At 60.2% G+C, this 18,034-nt stretch carries 15 protein-coding genes and 1 pseudogene; 8 read left to right on the top strand and 8 right to left on the bottom strand.

Annotated features, from left to right (window positions below):
* Positions 1-30: 30 nt before the first annotated feature.
* From acnD to ACYZUD_RS33210, 4 genes are all read right to left on the bottom strand, one after another.
* Positions 31-2,622 (bottom strand): Fe/S-dependent 2-methylisocitrate dehydratase AcnD, encoded by a 2,592-nt coding sequence (gene acnD, locus ACYZUD_RS33225; protein ID WP_462021976.1) that lies wholly within the window; start codon positions 2,620-2,622, stop codon positions 31-33.
* 208 nt (positions 2,623-2,830) lie between these two features.
* Positions 2,831-3,958, bottom strand: coding sequence for a bifunctional 2-methylcitrate synthase/citrate synthase (gene prpC, locus ACYZUD_RS33220; protein WP_462021975.1), 1,128 nt, complete (start codon positions 3,956-3,958; stop codon positions 2,831-2,833).
* A gap of 159 nt (positions 3,959-4,117) precedes the next feature.
* Positions 4,118-5,008 carry a methylisocitrate lyase gene (prpB, locus tag ACYZUD_RS33215; RefSeq protein WP_008146328.1) on the bottom strand — a complete coding sequence of 297 codons (891 nt, stop codon included), beginning with the start codon at positions 5,006-5,008 and terminating at the stop codon, positions 4,118-4,120.
* Complete coding sequence (locus tag ACYZUD_RS33210; protein WP_462021974.1) at positions 5,005-5,727, bottom strand: GntR family transcriptional regulator; 723 nt, start codon at positions 5,725-5,727, stop codon at positions 5,005-5,007. Before ACYZUD_RS33210 ends, prpB begins: the two co-directional genes overlap by 4 nt.
* 299 nt (positions 5,728-6,026) lie before the next feature.
* On the opposite strand from ACYZUD_RS33210, the gene rloA reads away from it, so the two are divergent.
* The 4 genes from rloA (at position 6,027) to pabB (ending at position 10,640) form a co-directional block, all read left to right on the top strand.
* On the top strand, positions 6,027-6,563 hold the full coding sequence (rloA, locus tag ACYZUD_RS33205; RefSeq protein ID WP_462021973.1) for a retropepsin-like aspartic peptidase RloA: 537 nt from the start codon (positions 6,027-6,029) through the stop codon (positions 6,561-6,563).
* A gap of 5 nt (positions 6,564-6,568) precedes the next feature.
* Entirely contained in the window at positions 6,569-8,104 is a 1,536-nt protein-coding gene (rloB, locus tag ACYZUD_RS33200) for an osmotic stress tolerance membrane protein RloB (protein ID WP_462021972.1), read from the top strand.
* Complete coding sequence (locus ACYZUD_RS33195) at positions 8,104-9,090, top strand: alpha-L-glutamate ligase-like protein (protein ID WP_462021971.1); 987 nt, start codon at positions 8,104-8,106, stop codon at positions 9,088-9,090. The genes rloB and ACYZUD_RS33195 overlap by 1 nt, the downstream gene beginning before the upstream one ends.
* Before the next feature lie 212 nt (positions 9,091-9,302).
* Positions 9,303-10,640, top strand: coding sequence for an aminodeoxychorismate synthase component I (pabB, locus tag ACYZUD_RS33190; protein ID WP_462021970.1), 1,338 nt, complete (start codon positions 9,303-9,305; stop codon positions 10,638-10,640).
* 122 nt (positions 10,641-10,762) lie between these two features.
* On the opposite strand, the gene thrH is transcribed toward pabB, so the two are convergent.
* Complete coding sequence (gene thrH / locus ACYZUD_RS33185; protein WP_462021969.1) at positions 10,763-11,380, bottom strand: bifunctional phosphoserine phosphatase/homoserine phosphotransferase ThrH; 618 nt, start codon at positions 11,378-11,380, stop codon at positions 10,763-10,765.
* A 173-nt stretch (positions 11,381-11,553) separates the two neighbouring features.
* Between thrH and ACYZUD_RS33180 the strand changes: the two genes are divergently transcribed.
* The gene (locus ACYZUD_RS33180; RefSeq protein WP_414878599.1) at positions 11,554-12,294 is read left to right on the top strand and encodes a phosphoadenylyl-sulfate reductase; all 741 of its coding nucleotides are present in this window, start codon (positions 11,554-11,556) and stop codon (positions 12,292-12,294) included.
* An 80-nt stretch (positions 12,295-12,374) separates the two neighbouring features.
* Here ACYZUD_RS33180 and ACYZUD_RS33175 read toward each other — a convergent pair whose 3' ends face one another.
* Positions 12,375-12,581 (bottom strand): hypothetical protein, encoded by a 207-nt coding sequence (locus tag ACYZUD_RS33175; protein ID WP_462021967.1) that lies wholly within the window; start codon positions 12,579-12,581, stop codon positions 12,375-12,377.
* 289 nt (positions 12,582-12,870) lie between these two features.
* On the opposite strand from ACYZUD_RS33175, the pseudogene ACYZUD_RS33170 reads away from it, so the two are divergent.
* Together ACYZUD_RS33170 and ACYZUD_RS33165 are read left to right on the top strand one after the other, a co-directional pair.
* Positions 12,871-14,276: pseudogene (locus tag ACYZUD_RS33170) on the top strand (NCS1 family nucleobase:cation symporter-1).
* Positions 14,277-14,333: 57 nt separating this feature from the next.
* Positions 14,334-15,062, top strand: a complete 729-nt coding sequence (locus ACYZUD_RS33165; protein WP_462021966.1) for an aspartate/glutamate racemase family protein — start codon at positions 14,334-14,336, stop codon at positions 15,060-15,062.
* A gap of 116 nt (positions 15,063-15,178) precedes the next feature.
* Here ACYZUD_RS33165 and ACYZUD_RS33160 read toward each other — a convergent pair whose 3' ends face one another.
* Positions 15,179-16,102 carry a LysR family transcriptional regulator gene (locus ACYZUD_RS33160; protein WP_462021965.1) on the bottom strand — a complete coding sequence of 308 codons (924 nt, stop codon included), beginning with the start codon at positions 16,100-16,102 and terminating at the stop codon, positions 15,179-15,181.
* Between the two features lie 125 nt (positions 16,103-16,227).
* On the opposite strand from ACYZUD_RS33160, the gene ACYZUD_RS33155 reads away from it, so the two are divergent.
* A complete protein-coding gene (locus ACYZUD_RS33155) occupies positions 16,228-16,974 on the top strand; it encodes a 3-oxoacyl-ACP reductase family protein (RefSeq protein ID WP_462021964.1) in 747 nt (248 codons plus the stop codon).
* 114 nt (positions 16,975-17,088) lie between these two features.
* Here ACYZUD_RS33155 and ACYZUD_RS33150 read toward each other — a convergent pair whose 3' ends face one another.
* On the bottom strand, positions 17,089-17,784 hold the full coding sequence (locus ACYZUD_RS33150; RefSeq protein WP_462021963.1) for an HAD-IA family hydrolase: 696 nt from the start codon (positions 17,782-17,784) through the stop codon (positions 17,089-17,091).
* Positions 17,785-18,034 lie beyond the last annotated feature (250 nt).

Here is an 18,034-nt window from a genome sequence, read left to right as displayed (position 1 = left end):
ACTTGAAATCCCCTGCTCGCGCGTCGTGATTTAAACGGCAACCGCCGATTCAAGGAAGTCCTGCGCGAAGCGTTGCAGCACGCCGCCGGCCTCGTAGATCGACACTTCTTCGGCGGTGTCGAGGCGGCAGGTCACCGGCACTTCGACGCGTTCGCCGTTCTTGCGATTGATCACCAGCGTCAGTTCGGCCCGCGGAGTACGCTCACCGATCACGTCGTAGGTTTCGCTGCCGTCGATGCCCAGGGTCTTGCGGTCGGTACCCGGCTTGAACTCCAGTGGCAACACGCCCATGCCCACCAGGTTGGTGCGGTGAATGCGCTCGAAACCTTCGGCGGCAATCGCTTCCACACCGGCCAGACGCACGCCTTTGGCCGCCCAGTCCCGGGACGAACCCTGACCGTAGTCAGCGCCAGCGATGATGATCAGCGGCTGTTTGCGTTCCATGTAGGTTTCGATGGCTTCCCACATGCGCATGACCTGGCCTTCAGGCTCGACGCGAGCGAGAGAACCCTGCTTGACCTTGCCGTTTTCCTGAACCATTTCGTTGAACAGTTTCGGGTTGGCGAAGGTCGCGCGTTGCGCGGTCAGGTGGTCGCCGCGGTGCGTCGCGTAGGAGTTGAAGTCCTCTTCCGGCAGGCCCATTTTCGCCAGGTATTCGCCGGCGGCGCTGTCCAGCATGATGGCGTTCGAAGGCGACAGGTGATCGGTGGTGATGTTGTCCGGCAGCACCGCCAGCGGGCGCATGCCCTTGAGCGGACGCGCCCCGGCCAGTGCGCCTTCCCAGTACGGCGGACGGCGGATGTAGGTGCTCATTTCGCGCCAGTCATACAACGGCGTCACTTTCGGGCCGGTGTCTTCGTGGATGGCGAACATCGGGATGTAGACCTGGCGGAACTGCTCCGGTTTGACCGACGCCTTGACCACCGCGTCGATCTCTTCGTCGCTCGGCCAGATGTCTTTCAGGCGGATTTCCTTGCCGTCGACCACGCCCAACACATCTTTTTCGATGTCGAAACGGATGGTGCCGGCGATGGCGTAAGCCACGACCAATGGCGGCGAAGCGAGGAACGCATTCTTGGCGTACGGGTGAATCCGCCCGTCGAAGTTGCGGTTGCCGGAGAGTACGGCGGTAGCGTACAGATCGCGGTCGATGATTTCTTGCTGAATCACTGGATCCAGCGCACCGGACATGCCGTTGCACGTCGTGCAAGCGAAGGCGACGATGCCGAACCCGAGTTGTTCCAGTTCGGTGGTCAGGCCGGCTTCGTCCAGGTACAGCGCCACGGTTTTCGAACCGGGCGCCAGGGACGATTTGACCCACGGCTTGCGGGTCAATCCGAGCTTGTTGGCATTGCGCGCCAGCAGACCGGCAGCGATGACGTTGCGCGGGTTGCTGGTGTTGGTGCAACTGGTGATGGCGGCGATGATCACCGCACCGTCCGGCATCTGGCCGGGCACTTCGTCCCACTGGCCGGAGATGCCTTTGGCGGCCAGGTCCGAAACCGCCACACGGGCGTGCGGGTTACTCGGGCCGGCCATGTTGCGCACCACCGAGGACAGGTTGAAGGTCAACCCGCGCTCGTATTGCGCGCCTTTCAGGCTCTCAGCCCACAGGCCGGTGGTCTTGGCGTAGCTCTCGACCAGTTGCACCTGCTCGTCTTCACGGCCGGTGAGTTTCAGGTAGTCGATGGTCTGCTGGTCGATGTAGAACATCGCTGCGGTAGCGCCGTATTCCGGGGCCATGTTGGAGATGGTCGCACGGTCGCCAAGAGTCAACGCGGAGGCGCCTTCACCGAAGAATTCCAGCCACGCGCCGACCACTTTTTGCTGACGCAGGAACTCGGTCAGTGCCAGCACCATGTCGGTGGCGGTGATGCCCGGTTGCAGCTTGCCAGTCAATTCGACGCCGACGCTTTCCGGCAGACGCATCCAGGATGCGCGGCCAAGCATCACGCTTTCGGCTTCCAGACCACCCACGCCAATGGCGATCACGCCCAGCGCATCGACGTGCGGGGTGTGACTGTCAGTGCCGACGCAGGTGTCGGGGAATGCCACGCCGTCGCGCACCTGGATCACTGGCGACATTTTCTCCAGGTTGATCTGGTGCATGATCCCGTTGCCCGGCGGAATCACATCGACGTTCTTGAAGGCTTTCTTGGTCCAGTTGATGAAGTGGAAACGGTCTTCGTTGCGACGGTCTTCGATGGCGCGGTTCTTCTCGAACGCCTCCGGATCGAAGCCACCGCGCTCAACGGCCAGGGAGTGGTCGACGATCAGTTGCGTCGGCACCACCGGGTTCACTTGCGCCGGGTCGCCACCTTGCAGGGCGATGGCGTCGCGCAGGCCGGCGAGGTCGACCAAAGCGGTCTGGCCGAGAATGTCGTGGCACACCACGCGGGCCGGGAACCATGGGAAGTCGAGGTCGCGTTTGCGCTCGATGAATTGCTTCAGGGATTCGGTGAGCGTGGCCGGGTCGCAGCGACGCACAAGGTTTTCCGCCAGCACGCGGGAGGTGTACGGTAGGGTATCGTAGGCGCCGGGCTGGATGGCCTCGACAGCCGCGCGGACGTCGAAGTAATCCAGATGGCTGCCGGGCAGCGGTTTGCGGAATTCAGTGTTCATCGTCAGGACTCGGTCACGGTAGTTTCAAAAGGTGAGGCCTGGCACAAGGCTTGAACTGAACACAATCCACTGTGGGAGCGAGCCTGCTCGCGATAGCGATGCAACTGTCGACATCAATGTTGAATGTCAGTCCGTCATCGCCGGCAAGCCGGTCTCGCTCCCACAGGGATCCGCGTTGAATTCAGATCCCAGTGCAGGCCTTCACCATTCAGCGTTGTTCGATTGGCACGAACTTGCGCTGTTCGACGCCGACATACTCGGCGCTCGGGCGGATGATGCGGTTGTTGGCACGTTGCTCGAACACATGCGCCGCCCAGCCAGTCAGGCGCGAGCAGACGAAAATCGGTGTGAACAACTTGGTCGGAATACCCATGAAGTGGTACGTCGACGCATGGTAGAAGTCGGCGTTCGGGAACAGTTTCTTCTGCTCCCACATGGTCTTGTCGATGGCTTCGGAGACCGGGAACAACACCGTGTCGCCCACTTCGTCGGCGAGTTTTTTCGACCAACCCTTGATCACCTCGTTGCGCGGATCGTTGTCCTTATAGATCGCGTGGCCGAAGCCCATGATCTTGTCCTTGCGCTCGAGCATGCCGAGGGTGCCTTTGATCGCCTCTTCCGGCGACGAAAAACGCTCGATCATTTCCATCGCCGCTTCGTTGGCGCCGCCGTGCAGCGGACCGCGCAGGGAGCCGATGGCGGCGGTGATGCAGGAGAACAAATCAGACAACGTCGATGCACAAACCCGTGCGGTGAAGGTCGAGGCGTTGAACTCGTGTTCCGCATACAGGATCAGCGAAACGTTCATGACCTTGACGTGCAACTCGCTCGGCTTCTTGTCATGCAGCAGGTGCAGGAAATGGCCGCCGATGGATTGCTCGTCGCTCACGCAACTGATGCGTTTGCCGTCGTGGCTGAAGCGATACCAGTAGCACATGATCGCCGGGAACGCGGCCAGCAGGCGGTCGGTTTTGTCGTGCTGCTCGGAGAAGTCTTTCTCCGGTTCGATATTGCCCAGGAACGAGCAACCGGTGCGCATCACGTCCATCGGGTGGGCGTCGGCGGGGATGCGTTCCAGCACTTCTTTGAGCGCTTGCGGCAGGTCACGCAGCTTGCTCAGTTTGCTCTCGTAAGCAGCGAGTTGTGCTTGGGTCGGCAGTTCGCCGTACAGCAGCAGGTAGGCCACTTCTTCGAATTGTGCGTCAGCCGCCAGTTCGCGAACGTCGTAGCCGCGATAGGTCAGGCCTGCGCCCGACTGGCCCACGGTGGACAGCGCGGTTTGCCCGGCAACCTGGCCACGGAGCCCGGCGCCACTGAGTACTTTTGCTTCGGCCATTGCTGTCTCCAATCTTGAATTTGTTAGGGAATCGGCAAATTGTGTTTCATCACGGTATTCGGGTGATGTCGTAAAGATCGCAGCCTCGTTTCACTCGACAGCTCCTACAGAGGAACACGATCGATGTAGGAGCTGCCGAAGGCTGCGATCTTTTGATCTTTACTTCTTCGCGGCGAACAACGCATCGAGCTTCTGCTCGAAGGTGTGGTAGTCGATGCGATCGTAAAGCTCCATGCGGGTCTGCATGGTGTCGATGACGTTCTGTTGCGTGCCGTCGCGGCGGATCGCGGTGTAGACGTTTTCCGCCGCCTTATTCATCGCGCGGAACGCCGACAGCGGGTACAGCACCAGCGACACGTCGGCAGCGGCGAGTTGCTCGGTGGTGTACAGCGGCGTCGCGCCGAATTCGGTGATGTTGGCCAGGATCGGTGCTTTCACGCGGCTGGCGAACAGTTTGTACATGTCCAGTTCGGTGATGGCTTCCGGAAAGATCATGTCGGCGCCAGCCTCGATGCACGCCGCGGCGCGATCCAGTGCAGATTCCAGACCTTCCACCGCGAGGGCGTCGGTACGGGCCATGATCACGAAGCTGTCATCGGTGCGCGCATCAACAGCAGCCTTGATCCGGTCGACCATTTCTTGCAGGGACACGATCTCTTTATTAGGACGGTGGCCGCAGCGCTTGGCGCCGACCTGGTCTTCGATGTGAATCGCCGCCGCGCCGAACTTGATCATCGACTTGACGGTGCGCGCGACGTTGAACGCCGAGGAACCGAAACCGGTGTCCACGTCCACCAGCAGCGGCAGGTCGCAGACGTCGGTGATGCGGCGCACGTCGGTCAGCACGTCATCCAGGCCGGTGATGCCCAGGTCCGGCACGCCGAGGGAGCCAGCAGCCACCCCGCCACCGGACAGATAAATAGCCTTGAAACCGGCGCGCTTGGCCAGCAGCGCATGGTTGGCGTTGATCGCGCCGACCACTTGCAGCGGATGTTCACTGGCGACCGCATCGCGGAATCGCTGGCCTGGAGTGCTCTTGTTGGAACTCATGACTCACCTCGTTCAGTGGCTGTCTGGTTTGCGCCGTCCTGGTAGTGACGGGCGATATTGCGTTTGGAGGCGCCGATGTGGCGGCGCATCAACAACTCGGCTAGCTCACCGTCACGGTCGGCGATGGCGTCGAGAATTCGGTGGTGCTCGGCAAAGGCCTGGCGCGGGCGATTGGGCGTGGTGGAAAACTGGATGCGGTACATGCGCACCAGTTGATAGAGCTCGCCGCAGAGCATTTGCGTCAGGGTGCGGTTGCCGCTGCCCTGGATGATTCGGTAATGGAAGTCGAAATCGCCTTCCTGCTGGTAATAGCCAACGCCGGCCTGAAACGCCGCATCGCGCTCGTGGGTTTCGAGGACCCGGCGCAGTTCGTCGATTTCTTCAACGGTCATGCGTTCGGCCGCCAGACGGCAGGCCATGCCTTCGAGGGATTCGCGGATTTCGTAGAGCTCCAGCAGCTCGGCGTGGCTCAGCGAAACCACCCGCGCCCCGACGTGCGGCACGCGAACCAGCAGGCGCTGGCCTTCCAAGCGGTGGATCGCCTCGCGCAGCGGCCCGCGGCTGATGCCATAGGTGCGCGCCAGTTCCGGCTCGGAGATCTTGCTGCCCGGGGCGATATCACCCTTGACGATGGCCGCCTGGATGCGCCGGAAGACGTTTTCGGAAAGCGTCTCCGAATCGTCCTGGACTGTGACCGGGGGATCGAGTTGATCCAGCATATTGTCGACACCTTGAAAGCTAATGCCGCAAAAACTAGCGAATACAGGCCTAACAGTCAAAGGATAAATAGGTATTGTCGACAATCGTCTAATAACCGACTGCACCATAACGACGCAGCCCCTCTGTTTATAGACGCCCGCCAGCGCTGGCGCCATAAAGCCACCGTGCTAGAATGCCGCCCGCATTTGTTTGTGACATCTGCACTGCTTGTCATAAATAGCTGATAGGCATACGAGGGAGCTTGCGCAGCGATGCCAGGGCCTTGAATCGAAACACGGACCGCTGCGCACCAGGATTTATGAGACTCAAGCCCTTCCCCACCTTCCTTTATTTGATTTGCCTGCCCGGTGTCGCCGCGGCGGGGGAAAAGACCGTTTACGGCCTCAACGAGTACGCCTCGCTGGACGGCATCAATCTGGAAGTCGCCGCCAAACTCGACACCGGGGCGAAAACCGCGTCCTTGAGCGCTCGTGACATCAAACGTTTCAAACGCAATGGCGAGTCCTGGGTGCGGTTCTATCTGGCGATCGACGCGGCGCACTCGCACCCGATCGAACGGCCACTGGCCCGGGTCAGCAAGATCAAGCGCCGGGCCGGCGACTACGATCCGGATGAAGGCAAGAAGTACACTGCCCGTCCGGTGATCGAGCTGGATATCTGCATGGGTTCGGCATTACGCAGTATCGAAGTGAACCTTACCGACCGCAGTGCCTTCCAATACCCGCTCCTGATTGGCTCCGAAGCGCTCAAACGCTTTGATGCGCTGGTCGACCCCAGTCTTAAATACGCTGCTGGCAAACCCGCCTGCGCCACCGACGCTCATACCGCAGAGTAATTCCAATGCGCTCTCTTACCCTTCATCTGAAAATGCTGATCGCCATCCTGGTGGTACTGGGCATTTCAGTTACGGCCTATCAGATCTTCGTGCTCGGCATTCCCGTGACCGAAGACGCCACCGACGACTTGTGGAACATCGACGCCAAGGTCGAGTTCGTCGCCAGTGCCAAGGACCCGGTCAAGATCCAGATGTTCGTGCCGCCGCTGAGCCGCGATTACGTCAGCCTCAACGAGAGCTTCATTTCCAATAACTACGGCGTGGCGGTGAACCGTGTCGACGGCAACCGCAAGGTCACCTGGTCGGCGCGCCGGGCCAAGGGCAATCAGACCCTTTATTACCGTCTGGTGCTGACCAAGCGCGAAAGAGCCGAGAAGACCAAGATCAAAGGCCCGACCTTCCGTGACAGCATCGCCGTCGAAGGCCCGGAAAAAATTGCCGCCGAGGCCCTGCTCGCGCCGATCCGCCAGCATTCGGCGGACGTCGAGACCTTTATCAGCGAAGCCATCAAGCGGACCAACAACCTCAGTGACGATAACGTCAAACTGCTGCTGGGCAGCGACACATCGCCCTCGAAGAAAGCCAAGATCGTTGAGCTGATCCTGTCCATCGCCCACGTGCCGGTGGAAAAGGTCCACACCATTCGCCTCGTGGCCGACCAACCGCAAGTGCCGGAACTCTGGCTGCGCAGCTTCAACGGCACCGACTGGCTGTACTTCAACCCGGAAACCGGCGAACAAGGCATGCCCACCGACCGCCTGCTGTGGTGGACCGGCGATGAAAACCTGATCACCGTCGATGGCGGCAAGAAAGCCACCGTCACCTTCAGCATGAACAACAGCGAAATGAACGCCATTCGCCTGGCCAAGCTGACCGACGAAAACACGGACGCCAACTTCCTCGAATACTCGCTGTACGGCCTGCCACTGCAAACCCAGCAGACCTTCATGATCATGGTCATGATCCCGATCGGCGTGCTGGTGATTCTGGTCCTGCGCAACCTGATCGGCTTGCAGACCCTCGGCACCTTTACCCCGGTGCTGATCGCCCTGGCCTTCCGGGAGACCCAACTCGGCTTCGGCATCGTGTTGTTTACCGTCATCACCGCGCTGGGGCTGTCGCTGCGCTCCTACCTTGAACACCTGAAGCTGCAAATGCTGCCGAGGCTGTCGGTGGTGCTGACGTTCGTGGTGGTGTTGATTGCGGCCATCAGCCTGTTCAGCCATAAACTCGGTCTGGAGCGCGGATTGTCCGTCGCGCTGTTCCCGATGGTGATTCTGACCATGACCATCGAACGCCTGTCGATCACCTGGGAAGAACGTGGCGCCAGCCATGCCATGAAAGTGGCGATCGGCACGCTGTTCGCCGCATCCCTGGCACACCTGATCATGAGCGTTCCGGAGCTGGTGTACTTCGTGTTCACCTTCCCGGCGATCCTGCTGATTCTGGTGGGCTTCATGCTGGCCATGGGTCGTTATCGCGGTTATCGCCTGACCGAACTGGTGCGCTTCAAGGCTTTCCTCAAGAAGGCTGACGCCTGATGTTCGGTTTCTGGAAGACCTGGAAGGCCCTGGAAGCCCGGGGCATCATGGGGATCAATCGACGCAACGCGGACTACGTGCTCAAGTACAACAAGCGCAGCCTGTACCCGATCGTCGATGACAAGATCATCACCAAGGAGCGCGCCATCGCCGCCGGCATTCATGTGCCGGAACTGTATGGCGTGATTTCCACCGAGAAAGAAATCGACAACCTCGACGCGATCATCGGCGGGCGCAACGACTTCGTGATCAAACCGGCCCAGGGCGCCGGCGGTGACGGCATCATTGTGATTGCCGACCGTTTCGAGGGTCGCTATCGCACGGTGTCCGGCAAGATCATCAGTCATGAGGAGATCGAGCACCATGTCTCAAGCATCCTCACCGGCCTCTATTCGCTGGGCGGACACCGGGATCGGGCGCTGATCGAATACCGCGTGACCCCGGATCAGATTTTCAAAAGCATCAGCTACGAAGGCGTGCCGGACATTCGGATCATCGTATTGATGGGTTATCCGGTGATGGCGATGTTGCGCTTGCCAACCCGTCAGTCCGGCGGCAAGGCCAACCTGCACCAGGGCGCCATCGGCGTCGGTGTCGACCTCGCCACGGGCCTGACCCTGCGCGGCACCTGGCTGAACAACATCATCACCAAACACCCGGACACCACCAACGCGGTGGATGGTGTGCAACTGCCCTACTGGGACGGCTTCATGAAACTCGCCGCCGGCTGCTATGAGCTGTGCGGGCTGGGTTACATCGGTGTCGACATGGTGCTGGACCAGGAAAAAGGGCCGCTGATTCTTGAGCTCAATGCGCGGCCTGGTTTGAATATTCAGATCGCCAATGATTGCGGCCTGACGCTGCGTACCCACGCGATCGAGGCGCGACTGGAAGAGCTGAAGGCCCGTGGCGTTACCGAAACGGTTGAGGAGCGCGTGGCGTTTGCCCAGGAATTGTTTGGGCATATTCCGGCGGTTGAGGGCTGATCCGGGACCAAGGAGCGCCCTTCGCGAGCAGGCTCGCTCCCACAGGAGAGTGTAATCCCATGTGGGAGCGAGCCTGCTCGCGAAGAGTCCCCTCCTGTCACCACAACACCAACCCTGCCACCGATCTACCAATCCCCGACATCCCCTCTAGGAGCAATTCCCCGAGGGGACTACAATCGCCACCCCGCCTCGATGGCTGATCTGCCCCGCCCATGCTGACCTGTTCCGTACACCCGCTCCCCTATTGCGCCAACCCCGCCGAGTACTTCGCGGCGATTCGTCATGCCCCCGGTGCCGTGCTGCTCGACAGCGGCCGGCCGAGTGCCGAGCGCGGGCGTTTTGATCTGCTCAGCGCCTGGCCGCTGGAACAGCTGGCGGTATTACCTGACGAAAGTGGCAGCGATTTCCTGCAACGCCTGCGCGATAACCTGACACGACTCGGTGAAGCGGCTGCTCCTTTTGACCTGCCCTTCGCCGGCGGCCTGATTGGCTACCTGAGCTACGACTTCGGCCGGCACCTGGAAAACCTGCCGAGCCAGGCGCGGGACGACCTGCAATTGCCTGATGCGCGTTTTGGGTTGTACGACTGGGCGCTGATCAGCGATCACCACCTGGCGACCAGTCAACTGGTGTTCCACCCGACGCTGATCGACAGTGAGCGTCAGCGGTTGATCACATTGTTCAGCCAGCCTGCAGTTGAAGCGATCACGCCATTCAAACTGAAAGCTGCGATGAGCGCCGACCTGAACGCTGATGAATATCGCCAAGCGCTGGAACGCATTCAGCAATACATTCAGGCTGGCGACTGCTATCAGGTCAACTTCGCCCAGCGTTTTCGCGCGAAGTGCGAGGGTGATCCATGGGCCGCGTACTGTGCGTTGCGGGCGGCGTGCCCGACACCGTTTTCCGGTTTCCAGAGCCTGCCCGACGGCGGCGCAGTGCTGAGCCTGTCGCCGGAGCGTTTCGTCAAAGTCAGCGAGCGCTATGTAGAAACCCGCCCGATCAAGGGCACCCGCCCCCGAGGCCTGACGGCTGCCGAAGATGCGGCGAACGCCGCCGAGCTGTTGGCCAGCCCGAAGGATCGCGCGGAAAACCTGATGATCGTCGACCTGCTGCGCAACGATCTCGGTCGTACCTGCCGCATTGGCTCGGTGCGGGTGCCAGAGTTGTTCAGCCTGGAAAGCTATCCGAACGTGCATCACCTGGTGAGCAGCGTGACCGGGGAACTGGCGGATGACCGGGATGCGCTGGACCTGATCGCCGGCAGCTTCCCGGGTGGCTCGATTACCGGCGCGCCGAAGATTCGGGCGATGCAGATCATCGACGAGCTGGAGCCGACCCGGCGCGGATTGTACTGCGGCTCCCTGCTTTATCTGGACGTGCGTGGCGAGATGGACAGCTCCATCGCCATTCGCAGTTTGCTGGTGAAAGATGGACAGGTGTGCTGCTGGGGTGGCGGCGGGATTGTCGCGGATTCGGAGTGGCAGGCTGAGTATCAGGAATCGATTACCAAGGTGAAGGTGTTGCTCGATACCCTGCAAAACCTCTGAACAACACCACCTCCTGTAGGAGCGAGCTTGCTCGCGATGAACCGGAGAACGCCGCGGGGGGGTCAGGCTCGCCGCGTTATCGTTGACGATTCATCGCAAGCTCGCTCCTACAGGTTTGGGGTTTACAGGCTCAGAGCCCGGTTCGAAGCCTTGATGAACTCCTGCTTCAGTTCTTCAAAGGTATGCACCGCCGGAAACTGCGGAAACTCGCGGATCACGTTGTCCGGTGCATGGAACAGTATCCCTGCATCCGCCTCGCCCAGCATCGTGGTGTCGTTGTAGGAATCCCCCGCCGCGATCACCCGGTAGTACAGACTCTTGAACGCTAAAACTGACTGACGCTTGGGATCTTTCTGACGCAACTGATAGCTCGTCACCCGACCGGCATCGTCGGTAATCAGACGGTGGCAAAGCAAGGTCGGGAAGCCCAGCTGACGCATCAGCGGCTGGGAGAACTCGTAGAACGTATCCGACAGAATGACCACCTGAAAGCGCTCGCGCAGCCAGTTGACAAACTCGACAGCGCCGTCCAGCGGCTTGAGCGTAGCGATGACTTCCTGGATGTCGGTGAGCTTCAGGCCGTGCTCATCGAGAATCCGCAGGCGCTGCTTCATCAGCACGTCATAATCGGGGATGTCCCGGGTGGTAGCCCTCAGGGATTCGATCCCGGTTTTTTCGGCGAAGGCGATCCAGATTTCCGGGACCAGCACACCTTCAAGATCCAGACAGGCAATTTCCACAAGACACTCCCATTTGTATTGATTATTGAGTCGAGCGAGCAAAAGGACTGCCGAACTCTAGCGACTCGGGCTGACCTGCGCAACGCAGACGGCACGCCAGCCGCTGCCGGATTTTGTTACCATCAGCCCTATATAGAGCGCCCAGCGCCACCGACCTGTAGGAAGCCGCCCTGATGAGCCCATCGTTCGATGTCGTGGAACTCGCCACGACCTATGCCAATAAATCCGCCCAGGACATCCTGAAACTCGCGTTTGCCGAGTTCGGCGATGACCTGTGGATATCTTTCAGCGGCGCCGAAGACGTGGTGCTGGTGGACATGGCCTGGAAGCTGAACAAGAACGTCAAGGTGTTCAGCCTCGACACCGGCCGCCTGCACCCCGAGACCTACCGCTTCATCGATCAGGTGCGCGAGCACTACAAGATCGACATCGAACTGGTGTCGCCGGACTACACCAAACTCGAACCGTTCGTGAAGGAAAAGGGCCTGTTCAGTTTCTACAAGGACGGCCATGGCGAGTGCTGCGGCATCCGCAAGATCGAGCCGCTGCGTCGCAAGTTGTCCGGCGTGACCGCCTGGGCCACTGGCCAGCGTCGGGACCAGAGCCCTGGCACCCGCAGCGCGGTCGCGGTGCTGGAAATCGACACCGCGTTTTCGACCCCGGAACGCACCCTGTACAAATTCAACCCGTTGGCGCAAATGACCAGCGAGGAGATCTGGGGTTACATCCGCATGCTTGAGCTGCCGTACAACAGCCTGCATGAACGCGGTTTCATCAGCATTGGCTGCGAACCGTGCACCCGCCCGGTGCTGCCGAACCAGCATGAGCGTGAAGGTCGTTGGTGGTGGGAAGAAGCGACGCAGAAAGAATGCGGTTTGCATGCGGGTAACATCATCAGCAAGTCCAAGGTATAAACCCCAAGCCTTGTGAAATCCCCCTGTGGGAGCGAGCCTGCTCGCGATGACGGACTGACATTCAACATCGGGGTTGACTGTTACACCGCTATCGCGAGCAGGCTCGCTCCCACAGCTTTATGCGCCGCTTCAAAAAATGTGTACACACGAATGCCACCATAGATGCCATTTATGTGTGCACTTTTAACTTTATCGCCCCAAAAGGTTACATCCTCCTTTCCTGACTTCCTCAGTCGCTCTTTCCCACAAAACCCCACTGAAAAATAAATACCTGTTTGATCGGTCAATTTATATCGCATTTATTTCAGCCACTTACTGATAACAGATAACAAAACGAAATTAGCGGCGGAATTCATAGATCGCGAGCTGGCATAGATCTGGCTTAAGCGCCCACATGTTTTGTATACAATTAAATCAAAATATACACACACTTTAGATCTGCAAGCCTGAAGCGCCCTGTCCCGTACAGGCTGCAGATGCCCCGTAACCAATGATATTCGCCAGCCGTGACGAAGATTTGTCGAGCCAACGCTCATGCACAGTCATCGCGACGTCGAGCATCAGGAGCCTGCCGGAATGCGTACTAGCCTCTCCAATAACAATATCGCGCTGGATCTGCCCTCCTCTCACCCTAACCCCTCTGCTTACGATCAAACGGTTCAATCACCCGTCGTACTCAGCCCGCGCCTGCACAACAAGGATCTGGCGCCGACCAAGGCCGAAGGCCGGCGCTGGTGTATGGCTTCATGAACCTGTCCGGTTACATGGGCCAGAAGACCGGTGTGCCATTTCCGGTCATCAGCCGGATCAGTTTCGGCATTCACGGGGCGCAGATTCCTGCATTGATTCGCGCCGTTATCGCCATCGCCTGGTTCGGGATTCAGACGTACCTGGCGTCGGTAGTCTTCCGAGTTCTGCTGACGGCCGTGCACCCCGGCTTCGCCGACTACGACCACGACTCGATCCTCGGCTTATCGAGCCTGGGCTGGGTGTGTTTCGTGGCGATCTGGCTCGTGCAACTGGCAATCCTCGCCTATGGCATGGAGATGGTGCGGCGCTACGAGGCATTCGCCGGGCCGGTCATTTTGCTGACCGTCGCCGCCCTCGCCGCGTGGATGTACTTCCAGGCTAACGCGACCATCGCCTGGTCGATCCGCGAACCGCTGTCGGGTGGCGAGATGTGGCGCAACATCTTTGCGGGTGGCGCATTGTGGCTGTCGATCTACGGCACACTCATCCTCAACTTCTGCGACTTCGCTCGCTCGTCGCCATGCCGCAAGACCATCAAGGTCGGAAATTTCTGGGGCCTGCCGGTGAATATTCTGGTGTTCGCGACCATCACCGTCCTGCTGTGCGGCGCGCAATTTCAGATCAACGGACGGATCATCGAAAGCCCGACAGAAATCATCGCCTCGATCCCCAACACTTTCTTTCTGGTACTCGGCTGCCTGGCGTTCCTGATCGTCACCGTGGCGGTGAACATCATGGCCAACTTCGTCGCCCCGGCCTTCGTACTCAGCAATCTGGCGCCCAAATACCTGACGTTCCGTCGCGCCGGGCTGATCAGCGCGACCATCGCCGTACTGATTCTGCCGTGGAACCTCTACAACAGCCCACTGGTGATCGTGTATTTCCTGTCCGGCCTCGGCGCCCTGCTCGGTCCGTTGTACGGGGTGATCATGGTCGACTACTGGCTCGTACGAAAAGGTCAGGTCAACGTGCCGCAGTTGTACAGCGAAGATCCCAACGGCGCCTATTACTACAGCCGTAGCGTCAATTTGCGTGCCGTGGCGGCGTTCATTCCTGCAGCACTGATCGCCATCGTCCTGGCGCTGGTGCCGGGTTTCCAGGTCGTATCGCCCTTCTCCTGGCTGATTGGCGCCGGGATTGCCGGAATGCTCTACCTGATCATCGCCAAGCGGCAGCCCCATTACGCCGACGTCAGCGGTGAAGCCATCGCGGTCGATAACGTCAGTCACTGACTCCACGACGGCCTGGCACAGTCGGGCCGCAGAACCACCCTGCTATAAGGACTTCCCATGCGAATTCTCGTGGTCAACGTCAACACCACCGAATCCATCACCCAGGCCATCGCACGTTCGGCGCAGTCCGTTGCCGCGCCGGGTACGGAAATCATCGGCCTGACGCCACATTTCGGTGCCGATTCCATCGAAGGCAATTTCGAAAGCTACCTGGCCGCCATCGCGGTGATGGACCGGGTGATGTCCTACGACCAACCCTTCGATGCCGTGATCCAGGCTGGTTACGGCGAGCACGGCCGCGAAGGTTTGCAGGAATTGCTCAACGTGCCGGTGGTGGACATCACCGATGCGGCGGCCAGTACCGCGATGTTCCTTGGTCACGCCTACTCGGTGGTCACCACCCTGGACCGCACCGTCCCGCTGATTGAGGATCGACTGAAACTGTCCGGGCTCTGGGACCGCTGCGCGTCGGTACGGGCCAGTGGCCTGGCCGTGCTGGAACTGGAATCTGATCCCGAGCGTGCGCTGGAGGCCATTGTGCGTCAGGCGGAATTGGGGGTGCTTGAGGACAAGGCGGAAGTGATTTGCCTGGGCTGCAGCGGGATGGTCGGGCTGGATGAACAGATTCGTCAGCGCACCGGCGTGCCCGTGGTGGATGGCGTGACGGCGGCGGTGACCATTGCGGAGTCGTTGGTGCGGTTGGGGTTGTCCACCTCCAAGGTGCGGACGTATGCGACGCCGCGGCCGAAGACTATTATTGGTTGGGCGGGGCGTTTCGGGCGGTAGACCGCGTTATCGTTCTTCGCGAGCAGGCTCGCTCCCACAGGGGATTTGTGAACGACACAGATCAAATGTGGGAGCGAGCCTGCTCGCGATGGCAGCACCTCGGTCTTGAACCTGACTCAGAGCGCACTAAACCGCTGCCCCAACCCCCGCTCCGCAAACTGCTCGATGATGAAATCCACAAACGCCCGGGTCTTGCCCGGCAGCAGTTTGTGCTCAGCGTAATAGATAGAGATGTTGCCATCGTCGACATACCAGTCCGGCAACACCCGCAGCAATGTCCCGGCCTCCAGATACCCCACGGCAAACGGCATGCTCACCAGCGCAATGCCCAAGCCCTGGGCCGCGGTGGCGCATGCAGCTTCGGAATCGCTCATGGTCATCCGCGCCTTGAGCGTCAACGGGCTGTGTTGCTGAGTGCGGCTGGTCAATTGCCAGGACCGCACACGACCCGTCTGCGGGGACCGAATCAGGATGCCATCGTGATGTTTGAGATCATCCGGCTCGACGATCGCCTCACGTCCCGCCAGATAGTCGGCTGACGCCAACAACACCCGATGCGCCGGTGTCAGTTTGCGCGCCACCACGCCTTGCGGCAGCTCGAATCCACCGCCAATCGCGGCATCAAAACCCTGGGCAATCAAATCAACCTGACGGTTATCGAAATGCCAGTCCGGGTTGATCGCCGGAAACCGTCGCAGAAACTCGCCAAGCAGCGGCACGATATACAAGCGCCCGAACACCGTGCCCATGCTGACTTTCAGCGTACCGGCCGGGCGCCCCTCGGCACTGGCGAGGTTAGCCACTGCATTCTGGATCGTGAGCAGGCTGGAGCTGACTTCGCCGAGAAACAGATGCCCGGCCTCGGTCAGCGTCAGGTTGCGGGTGCTGCGCTGGAACAGTCGCACACCGAGCCGCGTTTCAAGCTTTGCAACACTCTTGCCCACCGCCGCCGGGGTCAGGCTCAAGCGCCGCGCGGCTTTGGCAAAGCTGCCGACTTCGGCGCTGCGCACGAAGCATTCGATACTGCTGAAGGTTTCCATAAGCGCCACTATAAACTTCTGGTTTACACAGACTATCGCAATTACCGTCTACACAGCCTGTAATCCTGAATCGATACTAGGCTCCATCAACCGAGACATCTCGCCTCGGGACTTTGGAGATCGATATGACTACTCAGAACCTCAGCGGCAAAGTGGCTTTGATTCAAGGTGGATCCCGCGGTATCGGCGCAGCCATCGTCAAACGCCTGGCCGCTGAAGGCGCGACGGTCGCCTTTACTTACGTCAGCTCCACGGCCAAAGCCGAAGAACTGCAAAACAGCATCACCGCCGATGGCGGCAAAGCCCTGGCGATCAAGGCCGACAGTGCCGACGCCGAGGCCATTCGCAACGCCGTGACCGCTACCGTCGAAGCCTTCGGTCGCCTGGACATCCTGGTCAACAACGCCGGCGTGCTGGCAGTTGCGCCACTGGAAGACTTCAAACTCGAAGACTTCGACCAGACCCTCGCGATCAACGTGCGCAGCGTGTTCATCGCCACCCAGGCCGCCGCGAAGCACATGACCGAAGGCGGTCGCATCATCAACATCGGCAGCACCAACGCCGACCGCATGCCCTTCGCCGGTGGTGGCCCTTACGCCATGAGCAAATCGGCGCTGGTCGGCCTGACCAAGGGCCTGGCCCGCGACCTCGGCCCACGCGGCATCACCATCAACAATGTGCAACCAGGCCCGGTCGACACCGACATGAACCCGGCCAGCGGCGACTTCGCCGAAAGCCTGATCCCGCTGATGGCAGTGGGTCGCTACGGCAAAACCGAAGAAATCGCCAGTTTCGTCGCCTACCTGGTGGGCCCGGAAGCCGGCTACATCACCGGCGCCAGCCTGACCATCGACGGCGGTTTCGGTGCCTGATGAGTTAAACGCAGTCAAAATGTGGGAGCGAGCCTGCTCGCGAAGGCGGTGGGTCAGGCAACATTGATGTTGTTTGTCCTACCGTCTTCGCGAGCAAGCTCGCTCCCACATTTGTTACGCCCAGTCGAGTGCCGGCAAACCGCAGGCGCCTGGTTTGAACGCCTTCAACGTACGAAGAATCCCATCGGCGTGTGCGTACTTTTCGTCGGCCATCGCCGCATCCGGAATCGCAATAGCCGTCATCCCCGCCGCTTTCGCCGCGGTGACACCAAATGGCGAATCCTCGAACACCAGGCAATCCCCAGGCGCAACGCCCAGGCGTCGCGCCGCCGTCAGGAAGATATCCGGCGCCGGTTTGGCCGCGCCCACTTCCGGATCGTCGGCGGTGACGATGAAGTCGAACAGCGCAAACCAGTCGCGGTGCAAGGTGGTTTTCTGGCCGAACGACTGGCGCGAAGAACTGGTGCCCACCGCGATCGGAATGTTGTTGGCCTTCAAGTGCCGAACCAGTTCCTCTGCCCCGGGCATCGCCAGCGCTGTAGGAAAACGTTCGCGCATCAACGGCTCACGGATCACCAGAAACTCTTCAGCGGTGATCGGCAGATCCAGCGCTTCGACCACATAACGCGCCAGATCACCCGCGCCCCGGCCGATGATGTTCTGTTTGACGCTCCAATCGAAGGTCCGACCATAACGCGCGGCAATGATGGACGTGACCTCGGTGTAAATGCCCTCGGTGTCCAGCAGCAGGCCGTCCATATCGAAAATCACGGCCTTGATCGGGCCGAACTCTTTCAGCGGTGCATTCATCACATCTGATCCGTTTTTAATGACATCCCAGGCGGCTCAGGTACGGCCGGATCCGTGATCGATTAAAGGTTTCAGCAGCATAGCGAGCGCGGCCGGCATAGAGCAACGGGCAATGTCCGGCGTATACAAATACCCGTTCTGAAGCGTGGGCTGTGATTTAGCGATTCGCCCTACATAAAACGCCTCCTTTGCCGACTTCTTTCGCCGTTGATCCCCCGCAAAGTCTCGCGATCCAAATCGATCTGCGCGA

This window comes from Pseudomonas sp. XS1P51, from assembly GCF_054897845.1.
The sequence above is the reverse complement of the archived record's forward strand: the minus strand, read 5'-3'. Positions and strand labels throughout refer to the sequence as shown.

Bases quoted from the DNA above. Each gene is read 5' to 3' on its own strand.
- acnD (WP_462021976.1), bottom strand. From the start codon at position 2,622: ATGAACACTGAATTCCGCAAACCGCTGCCCGGCAGCCATCTGGATTAC.
- prpC (WP_462021975.1), bottom strand. From the start codon at position 3,958: ATGGCCGAAGCAAAAGTACTCAGTGGCGCCGGGCTCCGTGGCCAGGTT.
- prpB (WP_008146328.1), bottom strand. From the start codon at position 5,008: ATGAGTTCCAACAAGAGCACTCCAGGCCAGCGATTCCGCGATGCGGTC.
- ACYZUD_RS33210 (WP_462021974.1), bottom strand. From the start codon at position 5,727: ATGCTGGATCAACTCGATCCCCCGGTCACAGTCCAGGACGATTCGGAG.
- rloA (WP_462021973.1), top strand. From the start codon at position 6,027: ATGAGACTCAAGCCCTTCCCCACCTTCCTTTATTTGATTTGCCTGCCC.
- rloB (WP_462021972.1), top strand. From the start codon at position 6,569: ATGCGCTCTCTTACCCTTCATCTGAAAATGCTGATCGCCATCCTGGTG.
- ACYZUD_RS33195 (WP_462021971.1), top strand. From the start codon at position 8,104: ATGTTCGGTTTCTGGAAGACCTGGAAGGCCCTGGAAGCCCGGGGCATC.
- pabB (WP_462021970.1), top strand. From the start codon at position 9,303: ATGCTGACCTGTTCCGTACACCCGCTCCCCTATTGCGCCAACCCCGCC.
- ACYZUD_RS33180 (WP_414878599.1), top strand. From the start codon at position 11,554: ATGAGCCCATCGTTCGATGTCGTGGAACTCGCCACGACCTATGCCAAT.
- ACYZUD_RS33165 (WP_462021966.1), top strand. From the start codon at position 14,334: ATGCGAATTCTCGTGGTCAACGTCAACACCACCGAATCCATCACCCAG.
- ACYZUD_RS33160 (WP_462021965.1), bottom strand. From the start codon at position 16,102: ATGGAAACCTTCAGCAGTATCGAATGCTTCGTGCGCAGCGCCGAAGTC.
- ACYZUD_RS33155 (WP_462021964.1), top strand. From the start codon at position 16,228: ATGACTACTCAGAACCTCAGCGGCAAAGTGGCTTTGATTCAAGGTGGA.
- ACYZUD_RS33150 (WP_462021963.1), bottom strand. From the start codon at position 17,784: ATGAATGCACCGCTGAAAGAGTTCGGCCCGATCAAGGCCGTGATTTTC.